Source organism: Enterobacter soli (assembly GCF_964208575.1).
In the GTDB taxonomy this organism is placed as follows: domain Bacteria; phylum Pseudomonadota; class Gammaproteobacteria; order Enterobacterales; family Enterobacteriaceae; genus Enterobacter; species Enterobacter soli_A.
The window spans coordinates 67,873-93,531 of sequence record NZ_CAXOFU010000010.1 but is presented as its reverse complement, the minus strand read 5'-3'; the positions used below and the strand labels follow the sequence as shown (position 1 = coordinate 93,531).

Below are 25,659 nucleotides of genomic sequence, written 5' to 3'. Positions count from 1 at the left end.
GGTATCCCATGCGTATTTTTCGTCGTTCAGCGATGAATATTTACTGCCGTAAGGCGCTGGCTGCTGTGCTGGTTGGATCAATAAGTTCGGTCCATGCTGAGGATATTCAGTTCAATACCGATATTCTGGACGTGAAAGATCGCGAGAATTACGACTTAAGCCAGTTTTCGCGCAAGGGCTATATTTTACCGGGGATGTATAGCCTGGCAATACAGCTTAATGAACAGCGTTTGCCTGAGCAAAATATCGATTTTATTGCGCCAGAAAATGACCCTGACGGCAGTGAAGCGTGCTTAACCACGAATATTATCGCGCAGTTAGGATTAAAGAAGAGTGCATTACGCGATTTAACCTGGTGGCACGACGGCCAATGTTTGGCGACGGCCAGCTTGCCCGGCATGGAGATCCGCACCGATTTGTCCACCGTGACGCTCTACGTCAGCGTGCCGCAGGCCTATCTGGAATATAGCCACCCGGACTGGGATCCGCCGGTTCGGTGGGAAAACGGTATTCCAGGCGCGCTGTTTGATTACAACGTCAATGTGCAGACGCAAAAACAGAAAAAGTCCGATGCGGGAACCTCGCATTATCTGTCAGCGAACGGTACTGCAGGTATCAATGCCGGCGCATGGCGTTTGCGCGGTGACTGGCAGGCGCGCCATGAGAAAACCCCACACCAGACCGGGACCGAGCAACCCTGGCAGTGGAGCCGCATTTATGCCTATCGCGCCCTGGGCGAGATGGGGGCCAGGCTGACGTTAGGCGAGAACTATCTCAATTCCGCCATGTTTGACAGCTTCCGCTACACCGGCGTCAACGTGGCAACGGATGACGCCATGCTGCCACCCAACCTGCGCGGCTACGCGCCGGAGGTCACCGGCGTGGCGCGAACCAACGCCCGCGTCGTGATTTCGCAGCAGGGGCGTTTAATTAAGGAAGTACAGGTTGCCGCCGGCCCATTTCGCATTCAGGACCTGAGCAGTGCGGTAAACGGGACGTTAGACGTGCTGATTGAAGAGCAGGATGGCAACGAGCAGCGCCTGCAGGTCGATACGGCGACCATCCCTTATCTGACGCGCCCCGGACTGGTGCGTTACAAAGTGACGGTCGGACAACCTTCAGACTGGGAGCACCGTTTGAACGGTTCGCTGTTTGCCAGCGGCGAGTTTGCCTGGGGGGTCAGCAACGGCTGGTCGCTGTACGGCGGCCTGCTCGGCGACAGTAATTATCAGGCGATGTCCCTGGGGTTGGGCCGCGACCTGCTGATGTTGGGTGCCCTTTCCGCCGATATCACCGAGTCGCGAATGCGCATTGCCGACCGGGATTTGCTGACTGGTCGTTCGTATCGTCTGAGCTACTCGAAGCGCTTTGACAGTACGAACAGCCAGATCACCTTTGCGGGCTATCGCTTCTCGGAAAAAGACTTCGCCAACATGAATGATTATCTGGCGGCGCGTCTGCAGGGCGAGTGGTCGCGCTATGGTCGGAGTAAGGAGATGTATACGCTCAGTTTCAACCAGCATATCGCGCCGTTGGGATTGACCGCGTATCTCAACTACAACCACCAAACCTATTGGGATCGTCCGGAAAGCGATAGCTACACGCTGACGATGTCGCGCAGTTTTGATTTTTGGCGCTTTCGTAACGTGAATCTCTCATTAACGGGATTTCGCAATAAATACCGGAATGATACCGATGAGGGGATGTATCTCTCGCTCTCAATGCCGCTGGGAGAGCGTTCGCGCCTTAGCTACGGCGGCGCTTATAACCGCCGCGAGCAGCGCAACAACGTGAGTTTTTACGATCGTCCGAGCGATAACCAGAGCTACCAGATAGGCGTGGGCAAGACGCAGCAGCAAAAAGAGGTTAACGGCTTCTACGGCTATAACGGCTCGATTGCAGATGTGACGGCGACCGGCAGCTGGGTTGAGAATCAGTATGAGTCTTACGGGATGTCGTTGCAGGGCGGTGCGACCCTTACGCCGCAGGGCGCCGCGCTGCACCGCATTAGCTCGACGGGAGGCACGCGCATGCTGATCGATACGCACGGCGTGTCGGGCATTCCCATCGCTGATGCAGGCCGCAGTACCTACACCAACTATTTTGGTAAGGCCGTGGTGGGCAGCATGAATGACTATTCGCGCAATAGCGTGAGTATTGATGTGGCAAAGCTGCCCGACAGTGCAGAAGCCCTGCGCAGCGTGTCACAGGCCACCCTGACCGAAGGCGCAATTGGCTACCGCAGCTTTGAAGTTGTGTCAGGGGATAAAGCAATGGCGTTCATTCGTCTTGCTGACGGCAGCGTGCCTCCCTTTGGCGCCACGGTTCTCAACGGCAAGCAGCAGGAGACGGGAATTGTGAGTGACGATGGACACGTCTATTTAAGCGGCATTCAGCCCGGCGGCGTCATGTCGGTGCGCTGGGGCGGTGCCGTGCAGTGCGATATTACCCTTCCTGCCGTGCTGGCCGAGGGGATGAACTCTGAACTGTTCCTGCCTTGCGAACGCAGGCGGGAAACGAATGAATAGTCTGTTGGCGCGACGCCGACACTGATGTGGAATGAACAAGCATGAATAAACGTTTTTTAGCCAGCGTGTTGACTGGCGCTTTACTGGCTTCACTGGCCCCTGTTGCGAACGCTGCGGTCGCGCTCGACCGTACCCGCGTGGTTTATCCCGGCAATGAAAAGTCGATCAGCCTCAGCATCAGCAATCAAAACCCGAAGTCGCCTTATCTGGCGCAGGCGTGGCTCGAAACGGAAGAGGGCAGCAAACTCACCGGTAGCGCGCCGCTGATGGTGCTGCCGCCGGTGCAGCGCATTGAGCCCAATGGAAAAGGGCAGGTGAAAGTACAGGCTATGCCGGGGGCAGCGCAGCTGCCGCAGGATCGTGAAACGCTTTATTATTTTAACCTGCGTGAAATTCCGCCAAAGGCAGATAAAGGCAACGTACTGCAGATTGCGTTGCAAACGCGCATCAAGCTTTTCTATCGCCCGGCGCCGTTAGCCGCCGCGGCCGCGAATCAAAGCAACGCGCCGTGGCAGGAAAAACTCACTATGACGAAAAGCGGCGATAGCTATCTGCTGAATAACCCAACGCCGTATTACGTCACCATCATTGGTGCCAGCAATAAAAAAGGAGGAGAAAGCGTTAAAGGTTTTCAGGCCGTGATGATTGCCCCCAACGGTAGCGAAAAGCTCAGCGTTTCGGCATCCAGTTTAGGGGCGAAACCTGTGCTGACGTATATCAATGACTATGGCGCTCAGCCGGAACTGGTTTATCAGTGTGCCGGTGCCAGTTGCAAAGTGGATAAAAGCGCCACCAAATAAGTTCTGCCAGCAAATCAGGATTATTTATGAAGATGAAAATATGGTCGTCAGGATTGCTGATGACGCTTTTCTGTAGCGCATCGGTACAGGCTGCGGATATTGATAAAAACGAAGTCACGATTAACATTACCGGAAAGCTTTATTATCCGCCTCCTTGTGTTGTTAATACTGACAATATTACGGTTCCGCTTGGCGATATGATCACCTCAAAGGTAGACGGTGCTGAATATATCAAAGAGATTGGCGTAACCATTACCTGTACCGCTGCCAAAAAGGATGCGCTTAAGCTTTCGTTTGCGGGCGATGCCGCAACGGGAACCGGCGTGCCGGCGGGTTTACTGAAAACAAGCTATGACCGTCTGGGCATTCGTTTTAAAACGGGGGCAACGACGCGGGTTGATTTAAATATCAATACCGATTTTAGCTTTACGAAGACCACCGTTCCTAAGCTGTGGCTCGTCCCCATTAAAATTGGTACCGCAGAAATGGAGCCGCGCGATATTACAGCGACGGCAACATTAAAAATTCAGCATAACTAAAACGGAAATCAGGAGGCGTAATGTTGCGTAAAAAATCAAAAATTGCCTTGCGCCAACTGGCTTATCTTTGTATTGGCCTGAGCTTGCCCGTATTCACGGCGCACTCTTCGGAAGTGGAAGTGAATTTTTCTGGGACATTACTCTATCCGCCTCCGTGTAAAGTTGCCTCAATAAAGGACATCGAGTTTGGCAAAATGAATATTGATACGGTGGCCAATACCACTCGTGATATTGACCTGGAGCTGGACTGTAGCGATGCGCAGAAGAATGCGCTTAAAATCGGCTTTGAGGGGGAAAGGGAACCGGATAATGCAAACGGGTGGTTCAAGACAAATGTTCCCAGGCTGGGTATTGGGATTGTGAATGGAGATACAGAGGTCAGGCTGGACTACTGGATTAATTTTACGAGTGATACTCAACCCAACCTGAAAGTGAGACTTAAGCGTTGGTCAGCGGCACAATCCTCATTTGTTCCGGGTAAAATTGAAGGCTCATTTACGATTATTATCATGCACCAATAAGCTGAGCTGAAGAGATATGTTATTTCGCTATCACGTTTTGAAGTTGATATTGCTAATGCTGACCCTTTTTAGTGGCTTAACGCTAAATGCTTACGCCGTTGACCGGAACCGGGTGGTCGTTAACGTCACGGGTGAAATGGTTTATCCGCCGCCTTGCACAATAAGCAGCGTGGTTGATGTTGAGTTGGGGGACGTTATTTTTGATTTAACGAATGCCTCATTTATAGACTTACCCATTTCATTCAACTGCGCTGCGGCCAGAAAGAACCAGCTTACCTATGCCATCCGGGGAGAGGGAATGGGGGGAGACCAGCAGTACGTGATTAAAACATCCATTGAACATCTTGGCGTCACTTTTCGCGATGCCGGTAATACGGATGAAGAGGACGGCGGTCGGGTAAATATCAGAAAAACGTACAATTTTGATAAGAATAGCGTGCCAAAAATACGCGTCGGCGCATTTCACTTTACCGCTATTCCATTTGAAAAAAAACCGATTCCCGGCCCGTTTACCGCGGCGGCTACGCTTGAGATTGGCTATCAGTAATAGCGCGGAACTGAGATTGAAAACAAAGAGTGAATGCGATTCATGAGAATATTTTCCAGTATCTGCTTATTGATAATTGCCACGGGCGTTTCACAGGCAAAAAGCAACGATTTGACGCTCAATATTACCGGCGAACTGGCCTATCCGGTGCCGTGCAAATTCAGTAGCGATACGGTCGAGGTCGACTTTGGCGACAATGTGCACCACAACGCGGTAGACGGCATCAGGTATGAGCAGACGCTGGAAGCCCTGGACTGCAGCGCCGCAGCGGTGAACGCCTTAAAATTACGCTACGTGGGCGAAGGGGCAGAATTCGATGGCGAGGTGCTGAACACCACCCATACCGATTTAGCCATTGAAATTCGTCAGGACGGAAGCAGGCTGGCAAACGGTGAATGGCTTAATTTTACCGCACCGCCGCCTAAAATCACTGCGGTGCCTGTCGTGAGACCGGGACGGATATTAACTCCCGGCCCGTTTACCGCAACGGCCACGCTGGAAGTGGATTATCAATAGCGTGCGTGTTTAAAAATAATCAACACAAATATTAATCAGCCCGTTGCCCAGACCTTCTAAAGACTGCGTTTTAATAATATTCAGGCGGTAAGATGAACAGCATAGTTAGTCAAAATAAGATTCAGCACTTCTGTATTTTCTTCGCCTTATTGAGTTTTAGTTCAATGGCGAAAGCAACGGATGCGAATGAAATTGAGGTCAGCATTACGGGCAAGCTGCATTATCCACCGCCATGCACCGTTTCGTCAGACCTTAATGTTGAGTTCGATGACATGCTGACGACGAATGCCAACACCCAGCGAAAAGATATACCGCTGACGTTAAACTGCGCTGGCGCAAAAAAAGATCAGCTTGCTTATCGCTTCACGGGGCGAGGCATGAGCGGCAACGTATGGCAGTGGTTTGAAACCGGCATTAGCGCGCTGGGCATAGGAATTTACAACCAGGATAATATTGAGCACAGAATTGGCTCGTGGTATTCGTTCGACAAAAACGATGTGCCCACTTTTTACGCCAGGACAAGACATTTTTCCAGCTCGACGATAGAGCCCGGAAATTTCTCTGCTACCATCACGCTTGAAATTAAACATGAATAAAAAAGTTCAAAACAACTTCATGGTGATAAAGAAAACGGCCGCAGCCTGCCTGTTTGCTTTTTTATCGCTCAAGCCGGCTTATGCTGATGAGCTCAGGGTTACGGTTAATTTTACCGTGCTAGAAACCCCCTGCACGGTCAATTCGGGTAAACCCATTTCAGTGGGATTTGGCGATGAAATTCTGACTACGGCCATTGCGGGGGATTTACAAAAACAGGATATCGCCATGACGTTCAGCTGTGCCGCCAATCATTACACGGGGAAAATAACCGTCGTACCGGGTACGATTTCTACCTTTGACGACAATGCTATCGCCACGAATATAGAAGGGCTCGCCATCAAAGTGAATCTTGATAATAGTCGGATAAAAATGAACGAGGCGCACGTCGTCGATCTCAATAAAGCGCCTAAATACGAAGCGGTATTGCTCAAAGACCCGACAGTGACGCTGACGGCGGGCAAATTTACTGCCAGTGCCACATTTCGTCTGACGGTTGATTGAGGCTGCATATGCGAATTCGTCTTCCCGCCCTTATTTTATCCAGCGTGTTTTTACCCGCTCATGCTGCTACCGATACGAACAGCGTAGCGATAACGTTATCAGGAAGTGTTTTTTATCCTCCGCCATGCGTTGTCACCAGTACGACAATTGAAGTGCCGCTCGGACGGCTCTTTACCGATGAGATCAGCCCTTCCACGGTGGGTTCAGATAAAAACACCAAAAAAATAGAGTTAGGCCTGGACTGTAAGGGCGCAAAAAAAGATCGGCTTAAAATTATGATCAGCGGTGATGCCGCTGAACAGGACGGTAACGTATTGAAGTCGGCACAGGAGGGCTTTTGGTTTCGCTTCGACGATGCTTCGGCAAAAAGCATCATGCCGGTCAACCAGTGGTACTCATTTGATAAAAACAGCATTCCTGACCTGACCGTTACGCCAGTACGCTGGATAAACCAACTTAACCTGAAGCCGCTGACCATTAGCACCACTGCCACGGTGCAAATTATGCATGATTAAGCGGCGCCACGCCTCTTGCCAGCTATGGGCAAGGAATGCGGATGCCGGTGACCTGGCTTAATAAAGGTCGCCAGCATACGCATTTCACCGTTCGGGCGATACGGGCTCTTAGTTTAGCAATTGCTCACCGCCCAGTTCGCGGGCCCGCCGCAACTGCTCCGGTGAAGTGATGCCGTCAATCTGAATGAACTTACCTTCTCGCTGATGCATTTTCAGCTCGACTTGCGCATCGTCCGACGCCGTTAGCGCCGAAATACTGTAGCGCACGCCGTCACTGAGCATTTTCAGACGCAGGTAGTGGCCGCAGCGTCCTTGCGCGCAGATAACAAAAGACACGCCCTGCTGTTTTAGATCGCGGATATTGGTAATTACCTGTTCTGTCAGCGTATCGCTGTTGCCGCTGTCAATGTTTAGCATCAGCCGCACGGGGTGCCGGGAGAGCGAGAGCGTCCGGAAAAGCAGGGCGGGTAAGCTGGCATGGGAGAGCCAGGCAAGACTGACGGTTAGGGACAGCGGCGCGATAGTGTGAAACCGCTGCTGCACCATCTCCTGCAGCAGGCGAAAGCTTGCGAACATCTCCAGCCCACTTTTGTTGAGGCGCAGGAACGTCACGGCGCTATCGTGAAGTTCAGGCTCACACGCCAGCACCTGGTTTGAATCAGCCCTGCGCCAGTAGCGTATTCGTGCAATCAGCGGGGCCGGATTAAGCAAGCGTCGCAGCAGCTCTGCTGACTGCTGCTGCTGTTTCAGGTGCGGTTTTAAAGCATGCAGTATCCAGCTGCGCTGCACCTCGGACAGCATCGCCGGCTGAAGGTAAATGGCACTTTGATGCGTGATGTCGGACAGCTGCTGACATACCAGAATAACGCTGCCTCCCGGCTGTCTTGGCGCGGCTGCCATAGCGTAGCGCAGGTTTTTCAGCGTCTTCATCAGCAGTTCGTAGCTGGCGGCATCGGGTAAATCATCGATGCACGCCACGCCCCCCGCCACGTTATTTTCATGCCATGCTTTGAGCGCTGACTGGCAGCAGGCGCAGCAGGGGGTATAGCTCATTTTCGATTGACGGATCAGCAGCAGCAGCAGCGTATTTTTGTCACTACACCCGGAGAAGGTACGCACAAAATTCATCACGATCTCCTTTATGGATCCGGTAAAAAGGGGATATCCACGTCGAATACCAGCGTCGCTGCGCCCTTCCAGCTCGAACCCGGATGCGAGGCCATTTTCAGACTTTCAACTTCATTGACCCTGAAATGAACCTGGCCTGTGACCGCATTAAGATAGCTGTCCGGTTCAATGATCACCCCCGGCGTCGTTGGCGTGGTAATCGGTATTGCCAGTCTTGTCACCGACTCGCCGGTGTCGCGCTCATGCACCCCGGGGATGGAGAAGTTAATATCAACGGCAACCGTTTCATCTCCTCCTTCGCGCTTGAGGGCACAGCTCTTTAACTGCTCATGCGTGCAATATGCCGTAATGCTGACCGGTGAAGAGGCCGTCATGGTGACCAGCCCCGTACCTTCCAGGCGAAACTGCGGGCTACTGCTGTTACTCCATGAACGCCAGCCGCCGGGAGGAATTAATTCAATACTGTTCGACCCCTGGATGGTGGCCTTAAAATCATGCTTAATTTCAGCGTTGATATAAACCTGTAAGGAAGAGTCGTTATAGGTTCCTTCCCCAAGATCAATATCCTTGTCCTTACCTACCGAATACTGAAATCCGCCGCTGTAATTGCCGTTAGGTAACGTTAAGGGGCTGGCAACACTTTTTAATTCATAGCCAATCGATATTTCATCAATATCCACATTGTTTAAATCAAGGGATGATGCCGGAACGCGGTTGCACGTTGATGTGGCGCTATTGGGATGTAGCCATGCGAAACGGTATGACGAACCGTCACTGAGTGCCCATCCTTGCGTGCCGGTACATCCGCCACCGGGATGTGTCCCGGCATTATTCATTTTTCCATGAAGCCCTTTGCCGCTATGGAGAAATCGTTGCCCCAACAACGTAATACGAAACTGTAAGACGATCGTATTGCCCGTTTCAGCATCGGTGAGAGCAACATATTGCCAGTTGGATTTTACTTTCTGGTAGCTTTGTTCTCGCAGAACACTCCCCGTACCTCGTAATATTTTATTAGTGACTTTAAGATCCGTCTCTACGGAGAAGGTTCCTTCAGGGCAGGTTTTGGCGCGATCGCCCACGCAAAAACCCGTTGACGGCGTGATATTGGTAAAGTCACCTACATCAGGATTGGTCGCCGACGGTTTAAATTCTGCATTTACCGTCACATCCGCCGCATAACCTGATGGCACAGACATAAGCGTGAGAGACACGCAGGATAAAAATATAAAGACGTATTTCATTTAACCTCGCACTGAAAACATCGATAGGTATCGTTAAAAATGATGTTCAGATGATGTCTCAAACTGTCTTAATGTAGATACAAGAGCACTCTCAAACCCGCCTAAAACAAAAATACAATTAAGAAAAAACAGTAACAATAAAAATAGATTTTAATTAAATATTTTCTATGTCATTGAAAGTATTGTTTGTTTTTTCGTGATTTAGAAATTCGAGAGTGCTCTCATATTTCTCATAAGTGGTAAAACCAGATACTTCGCCTCGTTAAATAAGTGCTGCCAGACAAGGAAAACGGTTTATTGGCGGTGCAGGTTAAAGAGGACCCCCATTTTGAAAACATTGTTTGCGACAGCATTATTGGCAGTGAGCTTTACGGCAGCTGCCATCCCACAGATTTCTGTTGGCCAGATGTATGAGTTTATTGAAGGCGATAAGAGCACGCTTCTGAAGAGAGTCATGAATAATGGCGATAATACCGCCTTTATTAAAACGGAAGTCAGTGAGATTACCTGGAGCGCCAGCGGGCAGAAAGCCGAAAAACGCGTCGATGCTAACGCTATATCGAATGCCAGCATTGATGGGCTGATTGTGACGCCCGCCAGGATGATTGTGCCGGCGAAAAATATGCAGCCAGCGCGCTTAATCGCTACGGGCAACCGGGATAAAGAGCGTTATTACCGCGTGCGTTTTATTCCCGTCATGCCTAAGGATCAATATGAATTTGGCCAGACTAAAAAAGATTTTGATGAATACAGTAAAAAACTAAACGCGGGCGTAAATGTCCTTACCGGCTTTGGCACTATCGCGGTAGTGAGGCCTAAAAACGCCACGTTTAATACTGCTATTCAGGATGCGGAGAAGAGTATCACCATCCGTAATAACGGAAACAGCACTATTGTCCTGGATAATATCAAACAGTGCACGGGAAATAATTGCTCGGAAAGCGTATCCACTATTCTCTTGCCGGGGAAACAACATCAACTCCGGAAAGAAATGAAAAAAAGCTGGCAATTTACGTTGCTGGAAGGCAGTAAAAAAACGTCGAAAACATTCGGCTAATCATTAATTTTAAATGAGATATTAAAATGAATATGTATAAAAAAACACTTTTCGCTGCACTGCTTGCGACAAGCACCGTTGCGATGGCCGATGAGCAAACGGAACTGGAGTTTCAGCTCGAAGCTAATGTTCCTGCTCAACAATATTTTGTCGAGTTTCAGGATCCCGCTTTTGGCACCACGACACAGACTATGGCCTGGGACAAAGTAAACGAAAAGCTGGAGGAGGTGAGCACTACGCTGCTGGCCAAAAATAATGTTGGCAAAATTACCGCGCACCTGGATTCCGCTGCGGCCTTATCAAAGGGCACCGATACGATCCCGCTGACGGTTTCCATTGACAGCAAAGCTCTGCCGGTAGGCGCAACGGGGGCGGTTGAGATCGTCGATGCCGCAACAATTACCACGCAGACGCTGCAGATGAAGGTCGCACCAACCGGCACGCCGACGTACGTCCCGGGCGATTACACCGGTGCAGTCAAAATGATGTTTGATTTTGAATTGCCGTAAGCCGTTCTCTTTCTGATACATGAAAGGACGCGCAGGCGTCCTTTTTTTAGCGGACAAACTCATGACGTTATCTTCAAAAACTCGCCTCGCGACATTTATTGCTTTTACGCTGATGTCACTGCAGGCCGTGGCGTTGCCTGTGGAAGATTTAATTTCTCAGGCAGAAAATTTGCCTGAGGATTTTAGCTCTCATTTCTTTAATGCGCCTTTGATGACTCGTATTGAACTCGATGGTCAATACCTGGGTGACGCCATGATTTTATTATCGCCAGAGAAAACGGTTCAGCTGGTTAATTTCATTCAGTCAAACGAGAGTCAATTCCCGCCTGCTACTCGCAGCCGCTGGGCGCAGGCGCTAAATAAGCCCTTACCGCTGGGAAGCTGCGACAAGCAGTGCCCGCCGGGGTTGGTCAGCCTTTTCTACAACCTTGTTAATACCACGCTTTCAATTGCCACCACTGAGGCGCAGGTAGTGCAAGGAGAGCAGCGGCATGTGGTGCTGCCAGAAGGTGGCAGCAGCGGTCTGATTTTGCGCAATCAGCTCAACATCATCGGCGGTGAACAACAGCCGTGGTCGGGCGCGCAGAACCTGAATCTGGAAAGCAGCCTTGGGAACTGGACGGGGGTAGCCGCCAGCCAGCTGAGCCGCAGCGACATCGAAAACAGCCAAACGGAAGCGCGCGTCAGCTCGCTGTTCGTTCAGCGTGAATTTCCCGGCCAGGCCTTCCGCGCGGGTCTGTTCCAGCCCGATAGCCAGGGTATTTTGCGCCAGCCGAACATGCCGGGTGGCAGCAGCGTGCAAACCGTGGCGGGGGGAATGCTGGCGTCATCTGACACGCTGTTGCTCCAGACCGCCCAGCCCAGTCTTTATCCCGTCATGGTTACGGCGAACCGGGACGCGATAGCCGAAATTTATCGCGATGGCGTACTGATCAACAGCCAGCCGGTTGCGCCTGGGTTACAGCAGCTCGATACAACCGTTCTGCCGGGCGGCATTTATGACGTTGAAGTGCGTATCGTTGAGGCCGGTAAAGAGATCGGCCGCAGCGCTGAAACGATTTATAAACCGTCGAACTGGAGCAATCCGAATCAGCGCTGGCAATACTCAGCGTATGCCGGCATTGAGCAGCAGCCAGGCAACAGCCGCTATAAAAATAACGAAGGCGAGCCGGCCCTGGGCGCCAGCGTCAACTATATGGCGCATCCGAAAGTGATTCTGGGTGCCGCTGCCCAGCATGCTGCGCAGGGCAACCAGTACGGTATTTCTGCCGATGTTCAGGCCGCTGACAACGTTCAGTTCTACGGCAGCCTGGGGAGCAGCGATCGGTGGGGGTCGCGATATGACACCCAGCTAAGCTGGAAGCTAAGCCAGCAAACGAGCCTGATGTTTAACCACAATCAGAGCTGGTATCAGCAAAGTAGCGGCCATCATTCACCCAATCGCCTGCAAAACAGTAGCGCCACACTGAATCACCGGCTCGGTAACGGCGATTCGCTGTCGCTGCGCGGCACGCACTACAGCCGCGAAAGTGGCGTGGGGGCGGATGCGACCTGGCGCACGCGGGTGAAGATTAAAGATACGCCGGTAACGTTAAGCCTGAACGCCTACGACCGTCCCTATAAGCAGGGCGAGCAGAAGCGTAATCGCGGCGCCAACCTTAACCTCTCATTCGCGTTGGGTAAGGAAAACCGGAGCATCAGCGCCAGTCTCGGGAGCCGTAACGACAACAAGGGCGAGCGCGAGCTGTTCGCGTCGGCCAGCGTTAGCCAGAGCTTTGAAGAGGGGATGTTCAAAGATCTTAGCGCAGGGGTGACGGGTGACAGGCACGGCGTCAGCACCAATTTTTTCACCCGTTTTGAAGATCGCTACGCCAGCGGCACGGCTTATGCCAACCACTCCTCGCAGGGAAAAGCCCTCAGCGGTGGCCTTAACATGAACAATACGTTAGCCGTGGGGGGCGGGAAGGTATCAGTGAGCCATAGCCCGGATGCGTATGGCGATAAAACCGGCATTATCGTGGATGTAGAGAGCGACGATCCGAATGTGCGCCTGCGCACCCGGGACAGTCAGGGAGGCAGCAGCACGCTGAGAGCCGGACGTAACTTTATCCCGACCACGGCCTATAAGGCAGGCAATCTGCAAATTGATTTCGACGGTAGCGACGCACCGCCGCTGAAAATCTGGCCTGCGGATCTGCCGTATCACCTTAATAAAGGCGGCGTGGCGCACGGCAAAGTCCGCGTGATGAAAACGCTAACGCTAATTGGCCGTGTGCTGAATAACGACGGCTCGCCGCTCTCCGGCGCAAAACTGGTTAATCATGCCGGGCAGGGGATCGCTGAGAATGACGGCTTTTTCGTCATGGATATGCATGAACATACCCCGGAGCTGGTCATTCATTCTCGCGATAAAGAACTGTGCTCGGTGAAATTCAACCTCCAGGACTATAAACGTGAAAACGATACGCTGATGATTGGCGATCTAAGCTGCAAACGTAAAACAACTGGCTGACAAGCGCTTAATCTCCAGCCTTCACAGGGGGCTGGAGATTAAATTTACTTAAAAAGGATCTCTCACAATGGGTAATCACTCGCTCAATCGGACCCGGATCGCCATTATTGATGACCAGGCTATCACCCTTCATGGCATGTATACGCTGCTCAATAAGCTAAATGACTTCCAGGTCGTTGGCCGCTATGTTCATAGCCGTGAATTACTGGCAGAGCTGGCCGGCTTAGACGCCGATGTTCTGGTGATGGATTTTGCATTGGCCGTCGACGACATGGACGGTATTAGCCTGATACGTCTCCTCCAGACGCAGCATCCAACGCTGGCCATCCTGGTGATTTCCGCGATTTACAATAGCGCCACGGTACTGCTGGCTCTGCATGCGGGCGCCAGAGGATTTATCAGCAAAAGCATGCATGCGGAAGAGTTAGCCCGGGCAGTGGGCAATGTCGCTAACGGCCAAATTCATCTGATGCCGGAAATGGCTCTGGAATTAACCCAGCTGTTTAATGCCGATCTGACGCCACATCCGCATCCTGCTGCGGACAACGTTACCCAGCCGTCGCTCGATTTTTCACTGCTCTCCCCCAGAGAGCAGGAGGTCATACAGTGCTTCATCGACGGGATGAGCGTTTCAGAAATCGCCGATAAGTTTAAACGCAGCATTAAAACCATCAGCGGCCAGAAACAAGCGGCATTGCGCAAGCTGGGCTTCAGCTCTGACCGGAACTTTTTACAACACTATGAAGCGTTGCATGGCGCCGAGCCGCCGTTGTCCTGAGCGGCCATTGACGACCGATCGTTTTAAACGTTTTATGATGCGTGTTTCAACAGCGTCATCGCCTTGTTCTGTCAGAAAATAATCTCAGCAATTCATTTACTCGCTCTCCTTTACCTGCCTAAAATTTCATAACTTACGAGATGACGTTTGAGCCGGTAAAGGATCGTTAATGCTACGTTGGTGGTTCCTGATTATGCTGATTGCCGTGTCCTTACCGGGCATGGCGAAACAGCAATTTACACCCCAGTTGCAGGCCTGGATTGATGCCCATCCGCGCGTGTTTTACACCGTAAAAAACCTCTGGCCCCAGGAATCCGTGCGTGACGGTAAGCATACCGGGCTGAGCCGGGAAGTGCTGGATGAAGTCACCCGGCGCACGGGCATTACCTTTATCTATGTTCCTCCTGAGCAGACCGGGGCGCATAAGCCCATGATGAACAGCGCCATTACCGCCAATTTACTGAACGACGATCAGCGTCGGCAGTGGCTTTTGACCTTCCCGTGGGTCAATACCATGCCCATTATCGTGTCCACAAAAGATCAGGTTCAGGTGCGTACGCTCGGCCAGATGCAGGGCAAAAACATCGCGGTGGCGGCAGACGGGGAATATGCCCAGTGGATCCGCCAGCACTATCCTGCCATTCGCCTCAGCGTTAAGCCGGACGTGGCCAGCGCGTTAAAATCCGTTCAGACGGGGGAGAACGTGGCGGCGATTGCGTCTGGGCTGGTGGTGTTGCCCATTTTGCAGCGCCACTACATCAACCAGCTCGGCATCGTGGCCCAGATCCCGGAAATGGTCAGCGGCGTAAATATGGGCGTCGATCCCGCCTATCCTGAGCTGCGGGACATTCTCAACAGCGTTATGGCGAACATCACCGCCCGTGACGCCGAGCGTTTATTCGCGCACTGGGTCAGCGTGGTGGATATTGGCACGCCGACTCTGCTGTTTGTTTTATGGCAATATCGCTACCCGCTGATCGTCATTGGTGTGCTGATCCTGCTGTTGCTTATGGCGATGCGCTTTGCCTGGGTTTCGCGACGCCGCGCTATCCGAAGCGAGCAGTATAAAAGCCAGTTCCTCGCGGTCATGAGCCATGAGGTGCGAACGCCGATGAATGCCATTATCGCTGCGCTGGAGCTGCTTCAGCAAAGCAGCAGCGATAAGCGTCAGAAGTATGCCGACCTCGCCTATGCGTCTTCGCAGGATCTGATGGAACTGCTGAACAGCGTGCTCGATCACGAGAAAATTAACCAGAATCGTCTGGCACTCACCCTTGAACCGGTTGAGCCCGGCGCGCTGCTGGAATCGGTTATCGACAGCCAGCGCCCCGCGGCTCAGCGTAAAGGGCTGTCGCTCGTGATGGAGGATGCCCGTCGCGAACCGCGGCAGTGGATCCTTTCCGATGCCCATCGCCTGCGGCAGGTGGTCAATAACATCATTTCAAATGCCATCAAATTTACCCACACCGGCAGCGTCAGGCTGCGAGTCAGTGATGACGATCGGACGCTGCGTATTTGCGTGCGGGACAGCGGGATAGGGGTATCGCCGGCGCTGAAAAGAAAGCTGATGCAGGCGTGGCAGCAGGGCGATCACCACGCGGGGGGCAGCGGTCTTGGCCTGTACATCAGCCGCTCTCTGGTCACACAGATGCAGGGCACGATTGAGCTTGAGAGCGACCCTGGAAAAGGGACGACGGTAACGATAGCACTGCCGCTGCAGCCAGCGCCAGCCGTAGAGGGGGACAGCGGCTCCGGTTCGCAGACAATGCCGGATTTCGCAGGGCAGCTTTCGGTGCTGGTGGTGGAAGATCACGTGGCGAACAGACTGCTGCTGGCCGAGCAGCTTGCTCTGTTAGCCTGCCATTACGAGCTGGCGGAAGACGGTGAAAGCGCGCTGAAGCTGCTTGAGGACGAGAATTACTACGACGTCATTCTTCTGGACTGCGGTCTGCCGGGAATGGACGGATACGCCGTGGCGCAGCAGGTCAGGCGGTTAGAACAACAGCAGCAGCGCGACCCGTCAATCATCATCGCCATTTCGGCTCTGCAGTCTGCCAGCCATCTCGCCCGCTGCCGTGAAAGCGGCATGGATGCGGTGATGACCAAGCCGATTCGGTTGGGCGACCTCGCCGCTCAGCTGCAGAAGTGGTTCCCGCCGGCAGGCGTAAAAGCGGTGGATAACGACATGCCCGCCCAGCCCTCGGAAGAGGTCTGGCAGTCGCTGCATGAAGACGTGCAGGATTTTGTCGCGGCCAGCGAGCGGCAGGACACTCGCCACATGATCCACCATATTCACCGCATAAAGGGCGTGGCGCTGATGTACCGGCTGGACGCCCTGGCGGAGTACGCGGGCTCGATTGAAAGCCGCCTGCGGGCTGAATGGCCCCCCGAGCAGTGGCGGCCCGAGGAGTGGCGTGAGCGGCTGACGGCGCTTTGCTCGCCCCTTAATCCCGGTAAAGACTAATGATTTAAGAGTGCTCTCGTAGTTAAGGTAAGACCATTTTTTGTTCAATTGCTGCTCATTGACACCGACACCTGTAGTAGCGAATTGAGAAAATGGTTATGCCGTCCAGCGTTGCAACGTTATTAATTGTAATAGCGATGTCCCTCCTGAGCATGAGCGCCCGGGCCACGTCCCTGTTCAGTGAGGAGGAGCAGGCCTGGATGGCGGCAAATCCCGTCATTCGCTATAGCGTGCAGCAGAACTGGCCCCTTGATTATATCGACCGGGGCAGGCACTTCGGCCTGAGCCGCGCATACCTCGACCAGATAGAAAAAATGACCGGACTGCGTTTCCGGCTCGCCGCCGAGCCGCAAAACGCGGCGCTGGTGACCAATCTCGCCCCCTCTTTAATGGCGGAAGCAGACCGCGCAAAGTGGCTTTCAAGCCAGCGCTGGATCACCATGAACGCGCTGATGGTGACACGCCACGATGCCAGCAATTTACGCACGCTTGAGCATCTGCGCGGTAAACGCGTTGCGGTACGTAAGGACAGCGAGTACGAGAGCTGGCTGCGCCGCTTTCATCCTGAGATAGATCTGTTTCCTCAGGAGGATATGCCTGCCCTGTTACGCAGCGTAAGAGAGGGGGAAGCGGACGTCGCCATTGGCCCGGAGCTGATCGTGCGTCCGCTGCTCTACCGCAGCCTGGGCAGCAAGTTGGTGGTGGCGGGGCAGCTTCCCTCGCTGGTGGCGGGCCTGCACATGGGCGTTGCGCCCGACTGGCCGATGCTGAAGGTCATTGTCGATAAGGCGCTGGCCGGGATGCCCGCCAGCCGCACCGACGCCATGTTCAGCCAGTGGATTGGCGATCTCAAGATCGGGCAGCTCACCGCCGCCATGATTTTTGGCCTTTACCCGCTGGAGCTGACGCTCATCGCGCTACTGCTTCTCGGGCTGGCATGGGCGCTGTGGCGCGCGCTCTGGCACCGCAAGCGGGCCGTGGCCAGCGAGGCGCGGATGAGCCAGTTTCTGGCCGTGATGAGCCATGAAATCCGGACCCCGATGAATGCAATGATTGCCGCGCTGGAGCTGCTCCGGCTGCCCGGGCCTCCGGCGCAGCGCAGCGAGTATCTGGCCCTGGCGCACAGCTCATCGAAGCACCTGATGGATCTGCTGAACGATATCCTCGATCACAGCAAGCTGTCGCAAAGCCAGCTTGTCCTGGGCAGGCAGTGCTTTTCACTGAAAAAACTGGTGGATGATTTGGTGGCGGTGCACCGTCCGCTGGCGGCTGAAAAGCGCCTGTCGCTGGAGGTGACGTTCGATACGATGCTGGTGGGGCAGTGGATCGTGGGGGACGCGAACCGCCTGCGTCAGGTCATCAGCAACCTGCTGCTGAACGCCATCAAGTTTACCGAAACGGGCGGCATCACGCTTCGGGTCTGCTCAGAACCTTATGATAAAGCCGAAGGTTTACGCTTTACCGTCCGCGACACGGGCATTGGGATCCCGTACGAGGCGCAGCCCACGCTGTTTGAGGCCTGGACGCAGGCTGATACTGCCGCCACGCGCTCCTACAACGGCAGCGGTCTGGGATTATATATCTGCAGGGAGCTGGTGAAATTAGCGGGCGGGCGGCTGCGCTTCACAAGCCGGCCGGGAGAGGGGGCGACGTTTATCGTTGAGCTGCCGGCTATCTTCTGCGACACGCCGGGGGAGGACGTCAGCGAACCCTCTACCCTGCAAAAATTCGTGAAAGGAACCAGCATTCTGATTGTGGAGGATCACCCCGCGAACCAGGTGATGATGGCGGCGCAGCTGGGGGCGCTTAACTGTCATTACGATATCGCCGGCGATGGGAGGCAGGCGCTGGCGCTGCTCGCCGAGGAAAACTATTACGATGTCATATTGCTGGACTGCAACCTTCCCGACATCGATGGCTATGACGTCGCGCGGCGAATACGCGCCTTCGAACGCGCTCAGGACATTGAGAGGACGCCGATTGTCGCCATTTCCGCCCTGAGCGGCTCTGCGCATCAGCAGCAATGTCTCGACAGCGGTATGCAGGCCTTGCTAACCAAGCCGTTGCGGCTGACCTGCCTCTCTTCAATGCTCATGCGCTGGTGTCAGCCGGACGGCAGCGTGCGGGTAGACGATATCAATGTGGTGCCGGAGGGGGAAATCGCGGGCTGGCTTTCGCAGGATATTGCGGGCTTCGCAGAGGCGCTAAAGCAGCAGGATACGCGCTGGATGCTGCATCATCTTCATCGCCTGCACGGCGCCGCTCTGGTTTATGACAAACACGCCCTGGCAGAGTGCGCCGCCGCGTTTGAGCAGCACGTGCGCGAGGACAATATACCCTCAGTAGCTGAAGGGGAGGGCTGGATTGAGCAGCTTAAACGCCACCTTTCAGCAGCTCATCCTTAATGATGAACAGCTCATGGTCGGCCTTCAGGCCCAGCTTACGCATCGCGCTTTGCTTCTGGCCGCTGACCGTCTTGAGGCTTCGGGAGAATTTTTCGGCAATGTCGGTGACCGTCATGCCGGTCAGAAAGCAGCGAATGACCTCTTGCTCCTTAGGCGAGAGCATTTTTAACGACACCGCGACCTTAATATTGTCGGTGCTGAGGTTACCGCTGATGAGCACCTCCCCGTGATGCTGCTGTTCGGCAAGACGCTGGGTCATTTCAGGCTCAAGGTAGACTCGCCCGGCGGTCAGCTCGTTTATCGCTTTATTCAACTCTTCAAACGGTCGGTTTTTACCAATGAAGCCTTTTGCGCCGCTGCGAAGGGAGAGCGCGACGGTGGCGGGATTGTAGTGGGCAGACACCACCAAAATGGCGATGTTGGGGTGACGGCGATGAATAGTTTTAATGAGATTCAGCCCGTCCATATCCGAGGGCGCAAGCTCGTAGTCCACAATCGCCACGTGGCAAGGGGTGGACTGGAGATGATTGAAAAACGCGTCGCTGGTGGTGAACGTGCCGGTGACGTTGAATGCCGGATTTTCGGTTAGAACGTCGCGTAATCCGCGTAAGACTAAAAAGTGATCGTCCAGTAAGGTAATGGAGATATTTTTTTTCGCGAAATCCTTCATCTCAAATCACTCTGTTTCATCTTTAAAATGGCTACAAGTATAAGGTATTTTCTGAACAAAGATCGGCTGGCGCTTCTTTTTTTACAAGCCCAAATTTAGCAGGGTTTCCGCCTTACGGCGCGTTAAATCATTACGCGCCGCACAGCCAAAATTCCGTTCTGCTCGGGAATGAATAATCCTCCCTCCGGTTTACTTTTTGGCGGTTTTGAGACTGCTCTTGTTTCGCCCGTCGCGCGCTTTTTCATATCATTTTCAGCGAGGCTTACTCCAATTAAAAATATTTTTTTATTACATCCGGGAATTAAATTATTTGTATTTGCTGACGCTTACCGATTTAAGTGAAATTCTGCGTGCGTTATTTTTTATATTACCGACAGCGTCGGCACCGCACGTCGAAATATTCAGCGAGTAAAATTAGCCCCCACTATACGGAAGTGAATATGACGCGTTTAACTGCCGATCTCAGACGACTTATGTTCGCCTGTGGTGTCCTGGTGCTGGCTGGCTGCGCCGGGTATACGGGTGCCCCATCGCCTGCCTCAACCCAGGCCGGGGCCGCAAGGCCACTGCAAGTCTGCCAGGACGAGCTGGCGGTAATAAAACAATACGATGCTGCGCGCTATGAACAGCATAACGGCAGATTGACCGTTTTGTTAAATAACAGCGCCAGGTATTTGCTCACGCGGGATCAGGTATCGAATGACATCACGAGCGTGGTTGATGGCGTATTTCAGTCACGGCTCGCGCAGGAATGTCAGGATATTCATATCACCCTGTATAAATCTATTCTGTCGCAATCTGGCGAGGGCGCTGGGCAATGAAAAGAATAACGCCGTTGCTGGGTATGGTGTTTCTGGCAGGCTGCAGCGCGAGCCATGTTGACCCCGTTAAATCCTCTCCGCCTGCGCTGCTCAATGAATTTCATCAGCAGGTGGCGGCGGTACACGCGCAGGCCGAGCGCGGCGACGTGCAGTCCCAGCAGCGTAGCGGTACGTGGCTGCTCTCTGCCGGAAAAGAGGCCTTAGCCGAGCCGCTGCTGCGCGCTGCGGCGGATAAACAGCAGCCGGAAGCCCAGTTTCAGCTTGGCAGGCTCCTTCTGGAACAGCGCTCCGCTGAGGGGCGCCGCTGGCTGGAGGCGTCCGCCGACCAGGGCAACGTCAGCGCCCAGCAGCTGCTGGCCCGCTATCATCGCTCAGGCCCGCTGGTTACCGATCCAAAGCAGGCATTTCACTGGCTGCTGATGGCCGCTCAGCAGGGAGACGCGCAGGCGCAAAACGATGTTGGGGCGGCATATACCCAGGGCGCAGGCGTAAAAAAAGACGCGCGGCAGGCGTACTACTGGTACAGCAAGTCGGCAATGCAGGGCAACGCCCTTGCGCAGTTTAATCTGGGGGGCGCGTACCAGGCCGGTGAAGGGGTGCCTGCACAGCCGGAGCTCGCCTTTGCCTGGTACAACGCCGCTGCCCACAACAGCCGCGACGAGCGCCTGAAGCGCACGGCGGAAAAAATGAAGTTACGAATGTATGCCGAAGCGTCGCGCAAGGGGAAAGCACTAAAGGCCCGCCAGCTGGCAGAACAGCTTCTTGAGACCCACTCCACATCATAAGGTGCAGAAATGACAAACATGAGATTAACCACACTCAGCTTCTGCATCGCTATCCTGGCGTTGAGCCCGCGGATCTCCGCGGCCGAAGCTCCTCTGACAGGCTATAACTCGGAGAATACCATTCCCTATTCGCTGTTTGATGACACGGAGAAAAAGCAGCCGTGGATCAAGCCTTCGGTGACCCGTGCGCCTGCGCTGCGGCCCGCGACGACCGGGCAGGTGAAAGAGAATCAGCGCGTGCAGGCGCTGGAAAAATCCCTTTCAGAACAGCAGCGTCTTAACAAAGAGACGCTGGATAAGCACGTCAGGGAAATCCAGGCGTTGCAAACTCAACTGCGTTCGTCAGAGGTTGACAGGACGGCAATGGCCGCCCAGCGCGAGAAGCTGGATGCGCTACAGCGCGCGCTGACGGAAGCACAGGCGCAGCACGAAAGTTCAGACAGAGAGCTGGCGGAGCTACGCACGAAGGTTGCCGCCCAGCAGATGCTGGAGGATTCCCGCACCCTGACCCAGTCGGCGCTGACCGAGCAGCTAAAGGAAAAAGAGGCCAGCGCACGTGAGATGGCGCAGCAGATTGAGGCGCTCAAGGCGGATAAAAACGTTCTGCTCGAAAAACAGCAGACGCCTAAGCCTCAGACCCCCGAGCAAAAAATGTCTTATGCCAACGGCGTGGCGTTTGCCAGCGATATCGTAAGGATCTTACGCACGCAGCAGGAGGTAGGGATTGAGCCCGACCGCCCGATGGTGCTCGCCGGTCTGAAGGATGCGTTTAGCCAGCGTATTGCGTTACCTAAAGATGAAATCGCCGAACTTGTCAGCGATCTTGACCGCCAGCTGAATGAAAAAGTGGGCGATCGCCAGCAGCAGCAAATGCAGACCGTCAGCGAGCAGAAGAAGGTGGGCGAGAAGCTGATTAAGGAAACGCAAAAACGGCAGGGCATGAAAGAGATGGATGGCGCTTATTACTTCGTCATTAAGAAAGGGGAAGGCGCAAAGCTGAAGGCAGACAGCACGGTGGAGATGCTCATCACGGGCAAGCTGGCCGACGGCACCGTGTTTGATAAAAGCGGGGAGCAGAATGACGTTCAGCAGCTCAAAATCGATACGCTACTTCCGACCGTGAGCAAAATCCTCAGTCAGAATACGGTGGGCAGCGAACTGGAAATTATTCTGCCGCCTGAGCTGGCCTTTGGCGAACAGGGCTCGGAACCCTTAATTCCGCCGGGCGCGACGCTGGTATTAAAAATAAAAATACTATCTGTGCTTTAACTTTCGGCAGGGGGCTGCCATTACCAAAAGGGATTTCCCTGCGCCATGTCTTAATGAATGGCGCTTTTTTTAATGTCCATATTCACTAAAAAAAGGAAATTATGATGATTAAAAACATCATTATTCTTGACGATCATCCTATCTTTCAGGCTGGTCTGAAAATGGTGATAGACCCGGAGCCTATGCTGAAGGTGATCGATATTTGCCGAACGGGCGAAGAATTACTTTTCTCACTGAGCATCGGGCCTGCTGACATACTGTTATTAGACTGTTCATGTCCCGGCGGCGAAACCAAAATACCGGCGCTGGTCCAGCGGCTGCACCAGCAGCAGCCGAATGCCGCGCTGATTCTGATGGGCGACAGCCTTTCCCATCAAAATATCGCCGAGCAATGCTATCCCATGATTGAAGGATATCTTTGCAAAACGCTGCCGGCAGAAAGTTTTCTCACCGTACTTCACCGCGTCCGAAGAAAGCTTGACGGGGGAGTTAGCCATAGCCGCATAAATAACAGGGTTATAAGATTTGACGTTCCATTCGTTAGCCAGCGTTTGACGATCAAAGAGAAGACCGTGATTAAGCATCTGCTTAATGGGCTGAGCGTGACGCAAATTGCCGAGCATTTAAACCGCAGCGTCAAAACGATCAGCACTCAAAAACGGCAGGCCATGATGAAACTGGATATCAAAAATAATCGCGACCTCTTCGAATTGAAGATACACGAGCTGTAAACCTTAATGCCCCGAACAGGATCCGAGGCTCTCGTGTATCCCAATCCAGACTTACCCCTGCAATAACGACATCACTGCATCCGGCTGGTGGTTTGATTTTGCCAGCACCGAGTTGCCCGCCTGCTGCACAATCTGCGCGCGGGACATTTTCGACACTTCCTCGGCGTAATCGGCGTCCTCAATGCGCGAGCGCGAGGTGCTGAGCGCGGTGGACGTCGCGGACTGCACGTTCTGGGCGGACTGGAGGCGGTTCATCGTCGCGCCAAGCTGGCTGCGGCGAGCGTCCACCCGGGCGATGGCGGCATCCAGCGCGGCCAGCGGGTTATCCGGGTTGCGAAGGCGGATCCCGTCGTCGGTTTCGCGCAGGTTGATGGTCGTCCAGCCGGTGGCGGCGTCGGTGAAGGCGGTGTAGCTGTTGGGATAGTAAATCTGCACGTCGCCGCTGCCGTTCAGGGTTTTGATCAGCATTGAGCCATCCGTCTGCTTCACCAGCGTGGCGGTTTTACCGTCGGCCCCAAGGTTCATCACGTAGTTCCCGTCGGCGTCGCGCGCGAGCACGTTCGCGAAGCTCTGACCCGCGTTGTCCGTGTAGTTGAGCTGCATTTTATCCGGGTCGATGGTCACGTATGAAGTGCCGCTGACGGTGGCGACGTCGGTGAAGGCGTTGTTCGCGGTGGTGTTTGCCTGCACGGTCACGGCCGGGGTTCCGCCGTCGCTGCTGACGGAAACGGAGGCGGCGTAGTAGCGAAAATCGCCGCCGCCGTTGTCCACTTCCATAAAGTAGGTGCTGCCGTTTCTCACCAGCCGCGCGGCGCCGGACACCGCATTCCCGCTGCTGTCGAGGAACGTCGGGGTCGCGCTGGTGAGATCAACGTCAGGCGTGGCGGTGACGTTAGTGGGGGACGGGATCGCCGTCTGGGCGGCAGGGTTGGTGACTTTGGCCTGCATGGTTCCGGTCGGCCCCCAGCTGAGTTCGGCTTCGAAATAGTCCGTTCCCTGCTGGATGTAGTATTTACCGCCGCTGCTCACCAGCGCGTCTGCGCTCATCGGCGCGCTGCCGTTGTCCACATACGAAAGCCCGGACACCGTGCGGGACGCCAGCGTGGAGATATCGGCGTAGAGCGGGGAAGACGTCACGGCGGACACGCTCACGCTGGCCGAGCCGGTGGCAGTGTTGTACGACGCACCGTAGCCTGCGGTCAGATAGGTGTTTTTCCCCTGCGCGTCGGTGCCCTGAATAAACATGATGCCGCTGCTGCTGCGCACCAGTTTGGCCGAGGTCAGCGTGACGCCTGCGGTATTAAAGGTCACGCTGGTACTGCCGCTGCTCAGCGAGATATTGCTGGCGGTGCCCAGCAGCTGATCGGTCGGCGTGACTTTGCCGCTGATCCCGCGGATCACTAAATCGGTCAGCCCCAGTTCATCCACGCTAAAGCCCGGCTTGCCGAGATACAGGCCCAGGGTTTCCTGGTCGTTCACGCCCACCTGAATGGGCACATTTCCCGCGCTGCCGTCGAGCACGTTTTTGCCGTTAAAGGTGGTCTGCGCGTTCAGACGGGCAATCTCTTTCAGGTTAACGTTGATTTCCGCCTGAATGCTGTCCGCGTCTTCGAGGGTGTAGGTTTCGCTCAGCGACTGCACGGAAAGCTCGCGAATGCGCTGTAAGCGCTGGTTAATTTCGCTGAGCGCACCTTCCGCCGTCTCTGCCATCGAGCGCCCGTCGCTGGCGTTCCGCTGCGCCTGGAGAAGACCCTTAATCTGGCTTCCCATACGGTTGGCAATCGCCTGGCCTGCGGCATCGTCTTTGGCGCTGTTGATCCGCATCCCGGACGAGAGGCGCTCAATCGACTGCTGCAGCGCCGAGCTATTTTTCAATGCTGTGTTTTGAACTACCAGAGAACTGACGTTTGTGATGATACTGGCCATCTTTCGCCTGCTTTTTATTAGTATGCTTTGGGATATCATCGACCAAACGGAGGATATATTTAGCTTAAATTCACCCCCAATATTGAGAGGTGACGTAAGCGAAATTTAAAATTAAATCCCCTTTCTTTTTACGGACTCTTTCTGCGCTGATATACCTGTCGCCGAAGACACGATTAAACGAGCCAGAAATGAAAAAGCGACGATTACTGTGCGTTGGCATGCTGGCGGCGTCATGCGCCCGCGGCCTTCGCCGGGCGCTACGACAATCCGCATTTGTGGTTCGCCAGCGTGAACTA

23 protein-coding genes are annotated in these 25,659 nt (G+C 54.1%); 19 read left to right on the top strand and 4 right to left on the bottom strand.

The annotated features are described in order from the left end of the window. The first annotated feature begins 8 nt into the window (after nt 1-8). The 9 genes from AB6V08_RS12315 to AB6V08_RS12275 all read left to right on the top strand — a co-directional run bounded on the left by AB6V08_RS12315 (nt 9) and on the right by AB6V08_RS12275 (nt 7,064). The gene (locus AB6V08_RS12315; RefSeq protein WP_368542914.1) at nt 9-2,528 is read left to right on the top strand and encodes an outer membrane usher protein; all 2,520 of its coding nucleotides are present in this window, start codon (nt 9-11) and stop codon (nt 2,526-2,528) included. 41 nt (nt 2,529-2,569) lie between these two features. Continuing rightward, nucleotides 2,570-3,328, top strand: coding sequence for a fimbria/pilus periplasmic chaperone (locus AB6V08_RS12310; protein WP_368542913.1), 759 nt, complete (start codon nt 2,570-2,572; stop codon nt 3,326-3,328). Nucleotides 3,329-3,354: 26 nt separating this feature from the next. Continuing rightward, nucleotides 3,355-3,867, top strand: coding sequence for a fimbrial protein (locus AB6V08_RS12305; protein ID WP_368542912.1), 513 nt, complete (start codon nt 3,355-3,357; stop codon nt 3,865-3,867). A gap of 20 nt (nt 3,868-3,887) precedes the next feature. Continuing rightward, nucleotides 3,888-4,388 carry a fimbrial protein gene (locus AB6V08_RS12300; protein WP_368542911.1) on the top strand — a complete coding sequence of 167 codons (501 nt, stop codon included), beginning with the start codon at nt 3,888-3,890 and terminating at the stop codon, nt 4,386-4,388. 16 nt (nt 4,389-4,404) lie between these two features. Further along, on the top strand, nt 4,405-4,935 hold the full coding sequence (locus AB6V08_RS12295; RefSeq protein ID WP_368542910.1) for a fimbrial protein: 531 nt from the start codon (nt 4,405-4,407) through the stop codon (nt 4,933-4,935). Nucleotides 4,936-5,004: 69 nt separating this feature from the next. Further along, nucleotides 5,005-5,451, top strand: coding sequence for a fimbrial protein (locus tag AB6V08_RS12290; RefSeq protein ID WP_368542909.1), 447 nt, complete (start codon nt 5,005-5,007; stop codon nt 5,449-5,451). Between the two features lie 92 nt (nt 5,452-5,543). Next, entirely contained in the window at nt 5,544-6,047 is a 504-nt protein-coding gene (locus AB6V08_RS12285) for a fimbrial protein (RefSeq protein ID WP_368542908.1), read from the top strand. Continuing rightward, nucleotides 6,040-6,549 carry a fimbrial protein gene (locus AB6V08_RS12280; protein WP_368542907.1) on the top strand — a complete coding sequence of 170 codons (510 nt, stop codon included), beginning with the start codon at nt 6,040-6,042 and terminating at the stop codon, nt 6,547-6,549. The genes AB6V08_RS12285 and AB6V08_RS12280 overlap by 8 nt, the downstream gene beginning before the upstream one ends. An 8-nt stretch (nt 6,550-6,557) precedes the next feature. Next, nucleotides 6,558-7,064, top strand: coding sequence for a fimbrial protein (locus AB6V08_RS12275; RefSeq protein WP_368542906.1), 507 nt, complete (start codon nt 6,558-6,560; stop codon nt 7,062-7,064). A 108-nt stretch (nt 7,065-7,172) separates the two neighbouring features. Here the strand turns inward: AB6V08_RS12275 and AB6V08_RS12270 are convergent, their stop codons facing one another. Further along, nucleotides 7,173-8,192: a hypothetical protein gene (locus AB6V08_RS12270; protein WP_368542905.1), complete on the bottom strand. Its 1,020-nt coding sequence runs from the start codon at nt 8,190-8,192 to the stop codon at nt 7,173-7,175. Between the two features lie 11 nt (nt 8,193-8,203). After that, entirely contained in the window at nt 8,204-9,436 is a 1,233-nt protein-coding gene (locus tag AB6V08_RS12265; protein ID WP_368542904.1) for a hypothetical protein, read from the bottom strand. Nucleotides 9,437-9,764: 328 nt separating this feature from the next. Here AB6V08_RS12265 and AB6V08_RS12260 point away from each other — a divergent pair, with 328 nt between their 5' ends. The 6 genes from AB6V08_RS12260 (at nt 9,765) to AB6V08_RS12235 (ending at nt 19,161) form a co-directional block, all read left to right on the top strand. Beyond that, a complete protein-coding gene (locus tag AB6V08_RS12260) occupies nt 9,765-10,493 on the top strand; it encodes a hypothetical protein (RefSeq protein WP_368542903.1) in 729 nt (242 codons plus the stop codon). 26 nt (nt 10,494-10,519) lie between these two features. Next, nucleotides 10,520-11,002, top strand: a complete 483-nt coding sequence (locus AB6V08_RS12255; protein WP_368542902.1) for a CS1 type fimbrial major subunit — start codon at nt 10,520-10,522, stop codon at nt 11,000-11,002. A 211-nt stretch (nt 11,003-11,213) separates the two neighbouring features. After that, the gene (locus tag AB6V08_RS12250; RefSeq protein ID WP_368542901.1) at nt 11,214-13,514 is read left to right on the top strand and encodes a CS1-pili formation C-terminal domain-containing protein; all 2,301 of its coding nucleotides are present in this window, start codon (nt 11,214-11,216) and stop codon (nt 13,512-13,514) included. Nucleotides 13,515-13,581: 67 nt separating this feature from the next. Then, complete coding sequence (locus AB6V08_RS12245) at nt 13,582-14,292, top strand: response regulator (protein WP_368542900.1); 711 nt, start codon at nt 13,582-13,584, stop codon at nt 14,290-14,292. Between the two features lie 169 nt (nt 14,293-14,461). Further along, nucleotides 14,462-16,756, top strand: coding sequence for an ATP-binding protein (locus tag AB6V08_RS12240; RefSeq protein WP_368542899.1), 2,295 nt, complete (start codon nt 14,462-14,464; stop codon nt 16,754-16,756). A 98-nt stretch (nt 16,757-16,854) separates the two neighbouring features. After that, complete coding sequence (locus tag AB6V08_RS12235; protein WP_368542898.1) at nt 16,855-19,161, top strand: ATP-binding protein; 2,307 nt, start codon at nt 16,855-16,857, stop codon at nt 19,159-19,161. Here the strand turns inward: AB6V08_RS12235 and AB6V08_RS12230 are convergent. Next, complete coding sequence (locus tag AB6V08_RS12230) at nt 19,130-19,831, bottom strand: response regulator (protein WP_368542897.1); 702 nt, start codon at nt 19,829-19,831, stop codon at nt 19,130-19,132. The genes AB6V08_RS12235 and AB6V08_RS12230 overlap by 32 nt on opposite strands. Nucleotides 19,832-20,271: 440 nt before the next feature. On the opposite strand from AB6V08_RS12230, the gene AB6V08_RS12225 reads away from it, so the two are divergent. The 4 genes from AB6V08_RS12225 to AB6V08_RS12210 all read left to right on the top strand — a co-directional run bounded on the left by AB6V08_RS12225 (nt 20,272) and on the right by AB6V08_RS12210 (nt 23,437). After that, nucleotides 20,272-20,652 (top strand): hypothetical protein, encoded by a 381-nt coding sequence (locus AB6V08_RS12225; RefSeq protein WP_368542896.1) that lies wholly within the window; start codon nt 20,272-20,274, stop codon nt 20,650-20,652. Beyond that, a complete protein-coding gene (locus tag AB6V08_RS12220) occupies nt 20,649-21,437 on the top strand; it encodes a hypothetical protein (protein ID WP_368542895.1) in 789 nt (262 codons plus the stop codon). The genes AB6V08_RS12225 and AB6V08_RS12220 overlap by 4 nt, the downstream gene beginning before the upstream one ends. 18 nt (nt 21,438-21,455) lie before the next feature. Beyond that, nucleotides 21,456-22,706, top strand: coding sequence for an FKBP-type peptidyl-prolyl cis-trans isomerase (locus AB6V08_RS12215; RefSeq protein ID WP_368542894.1), 1,251 nt, complete (start codon nt 21,456-21,458; stop codon nt 22,704-22,706). A gap of 104 nt (nt 22,707-22,810) precedes the next feature. After that, entirely contained in the window at nt 22,811-23,437 is a 627-nt protein-coding gene (locus tag AB6V08_RS12210; protein WP_368542893.1) for a LuxR C-terminal-related transcriptional regulator, read from the top strand. Between the two features lie 51 nt (nt 23,438-23,488). On the opposite strand, the gene AB6V08_RS12205 is transcribed toward AB6V08_RS12210, so the two are convergent. Then, nucleotides 23,489-25,363, bottom strand: a complete 1,875-nt coding sequence (locus AB6V08_RS12205) for a flagellin N-terminal helical domain-containing protein (protein ID WP_368542892.1) — start codon at nt 25,361-25,363, stop codon at nt 23,489-23,491. Nucleotides 25,364-25,659: the final 296 nt, after the last annotated feature.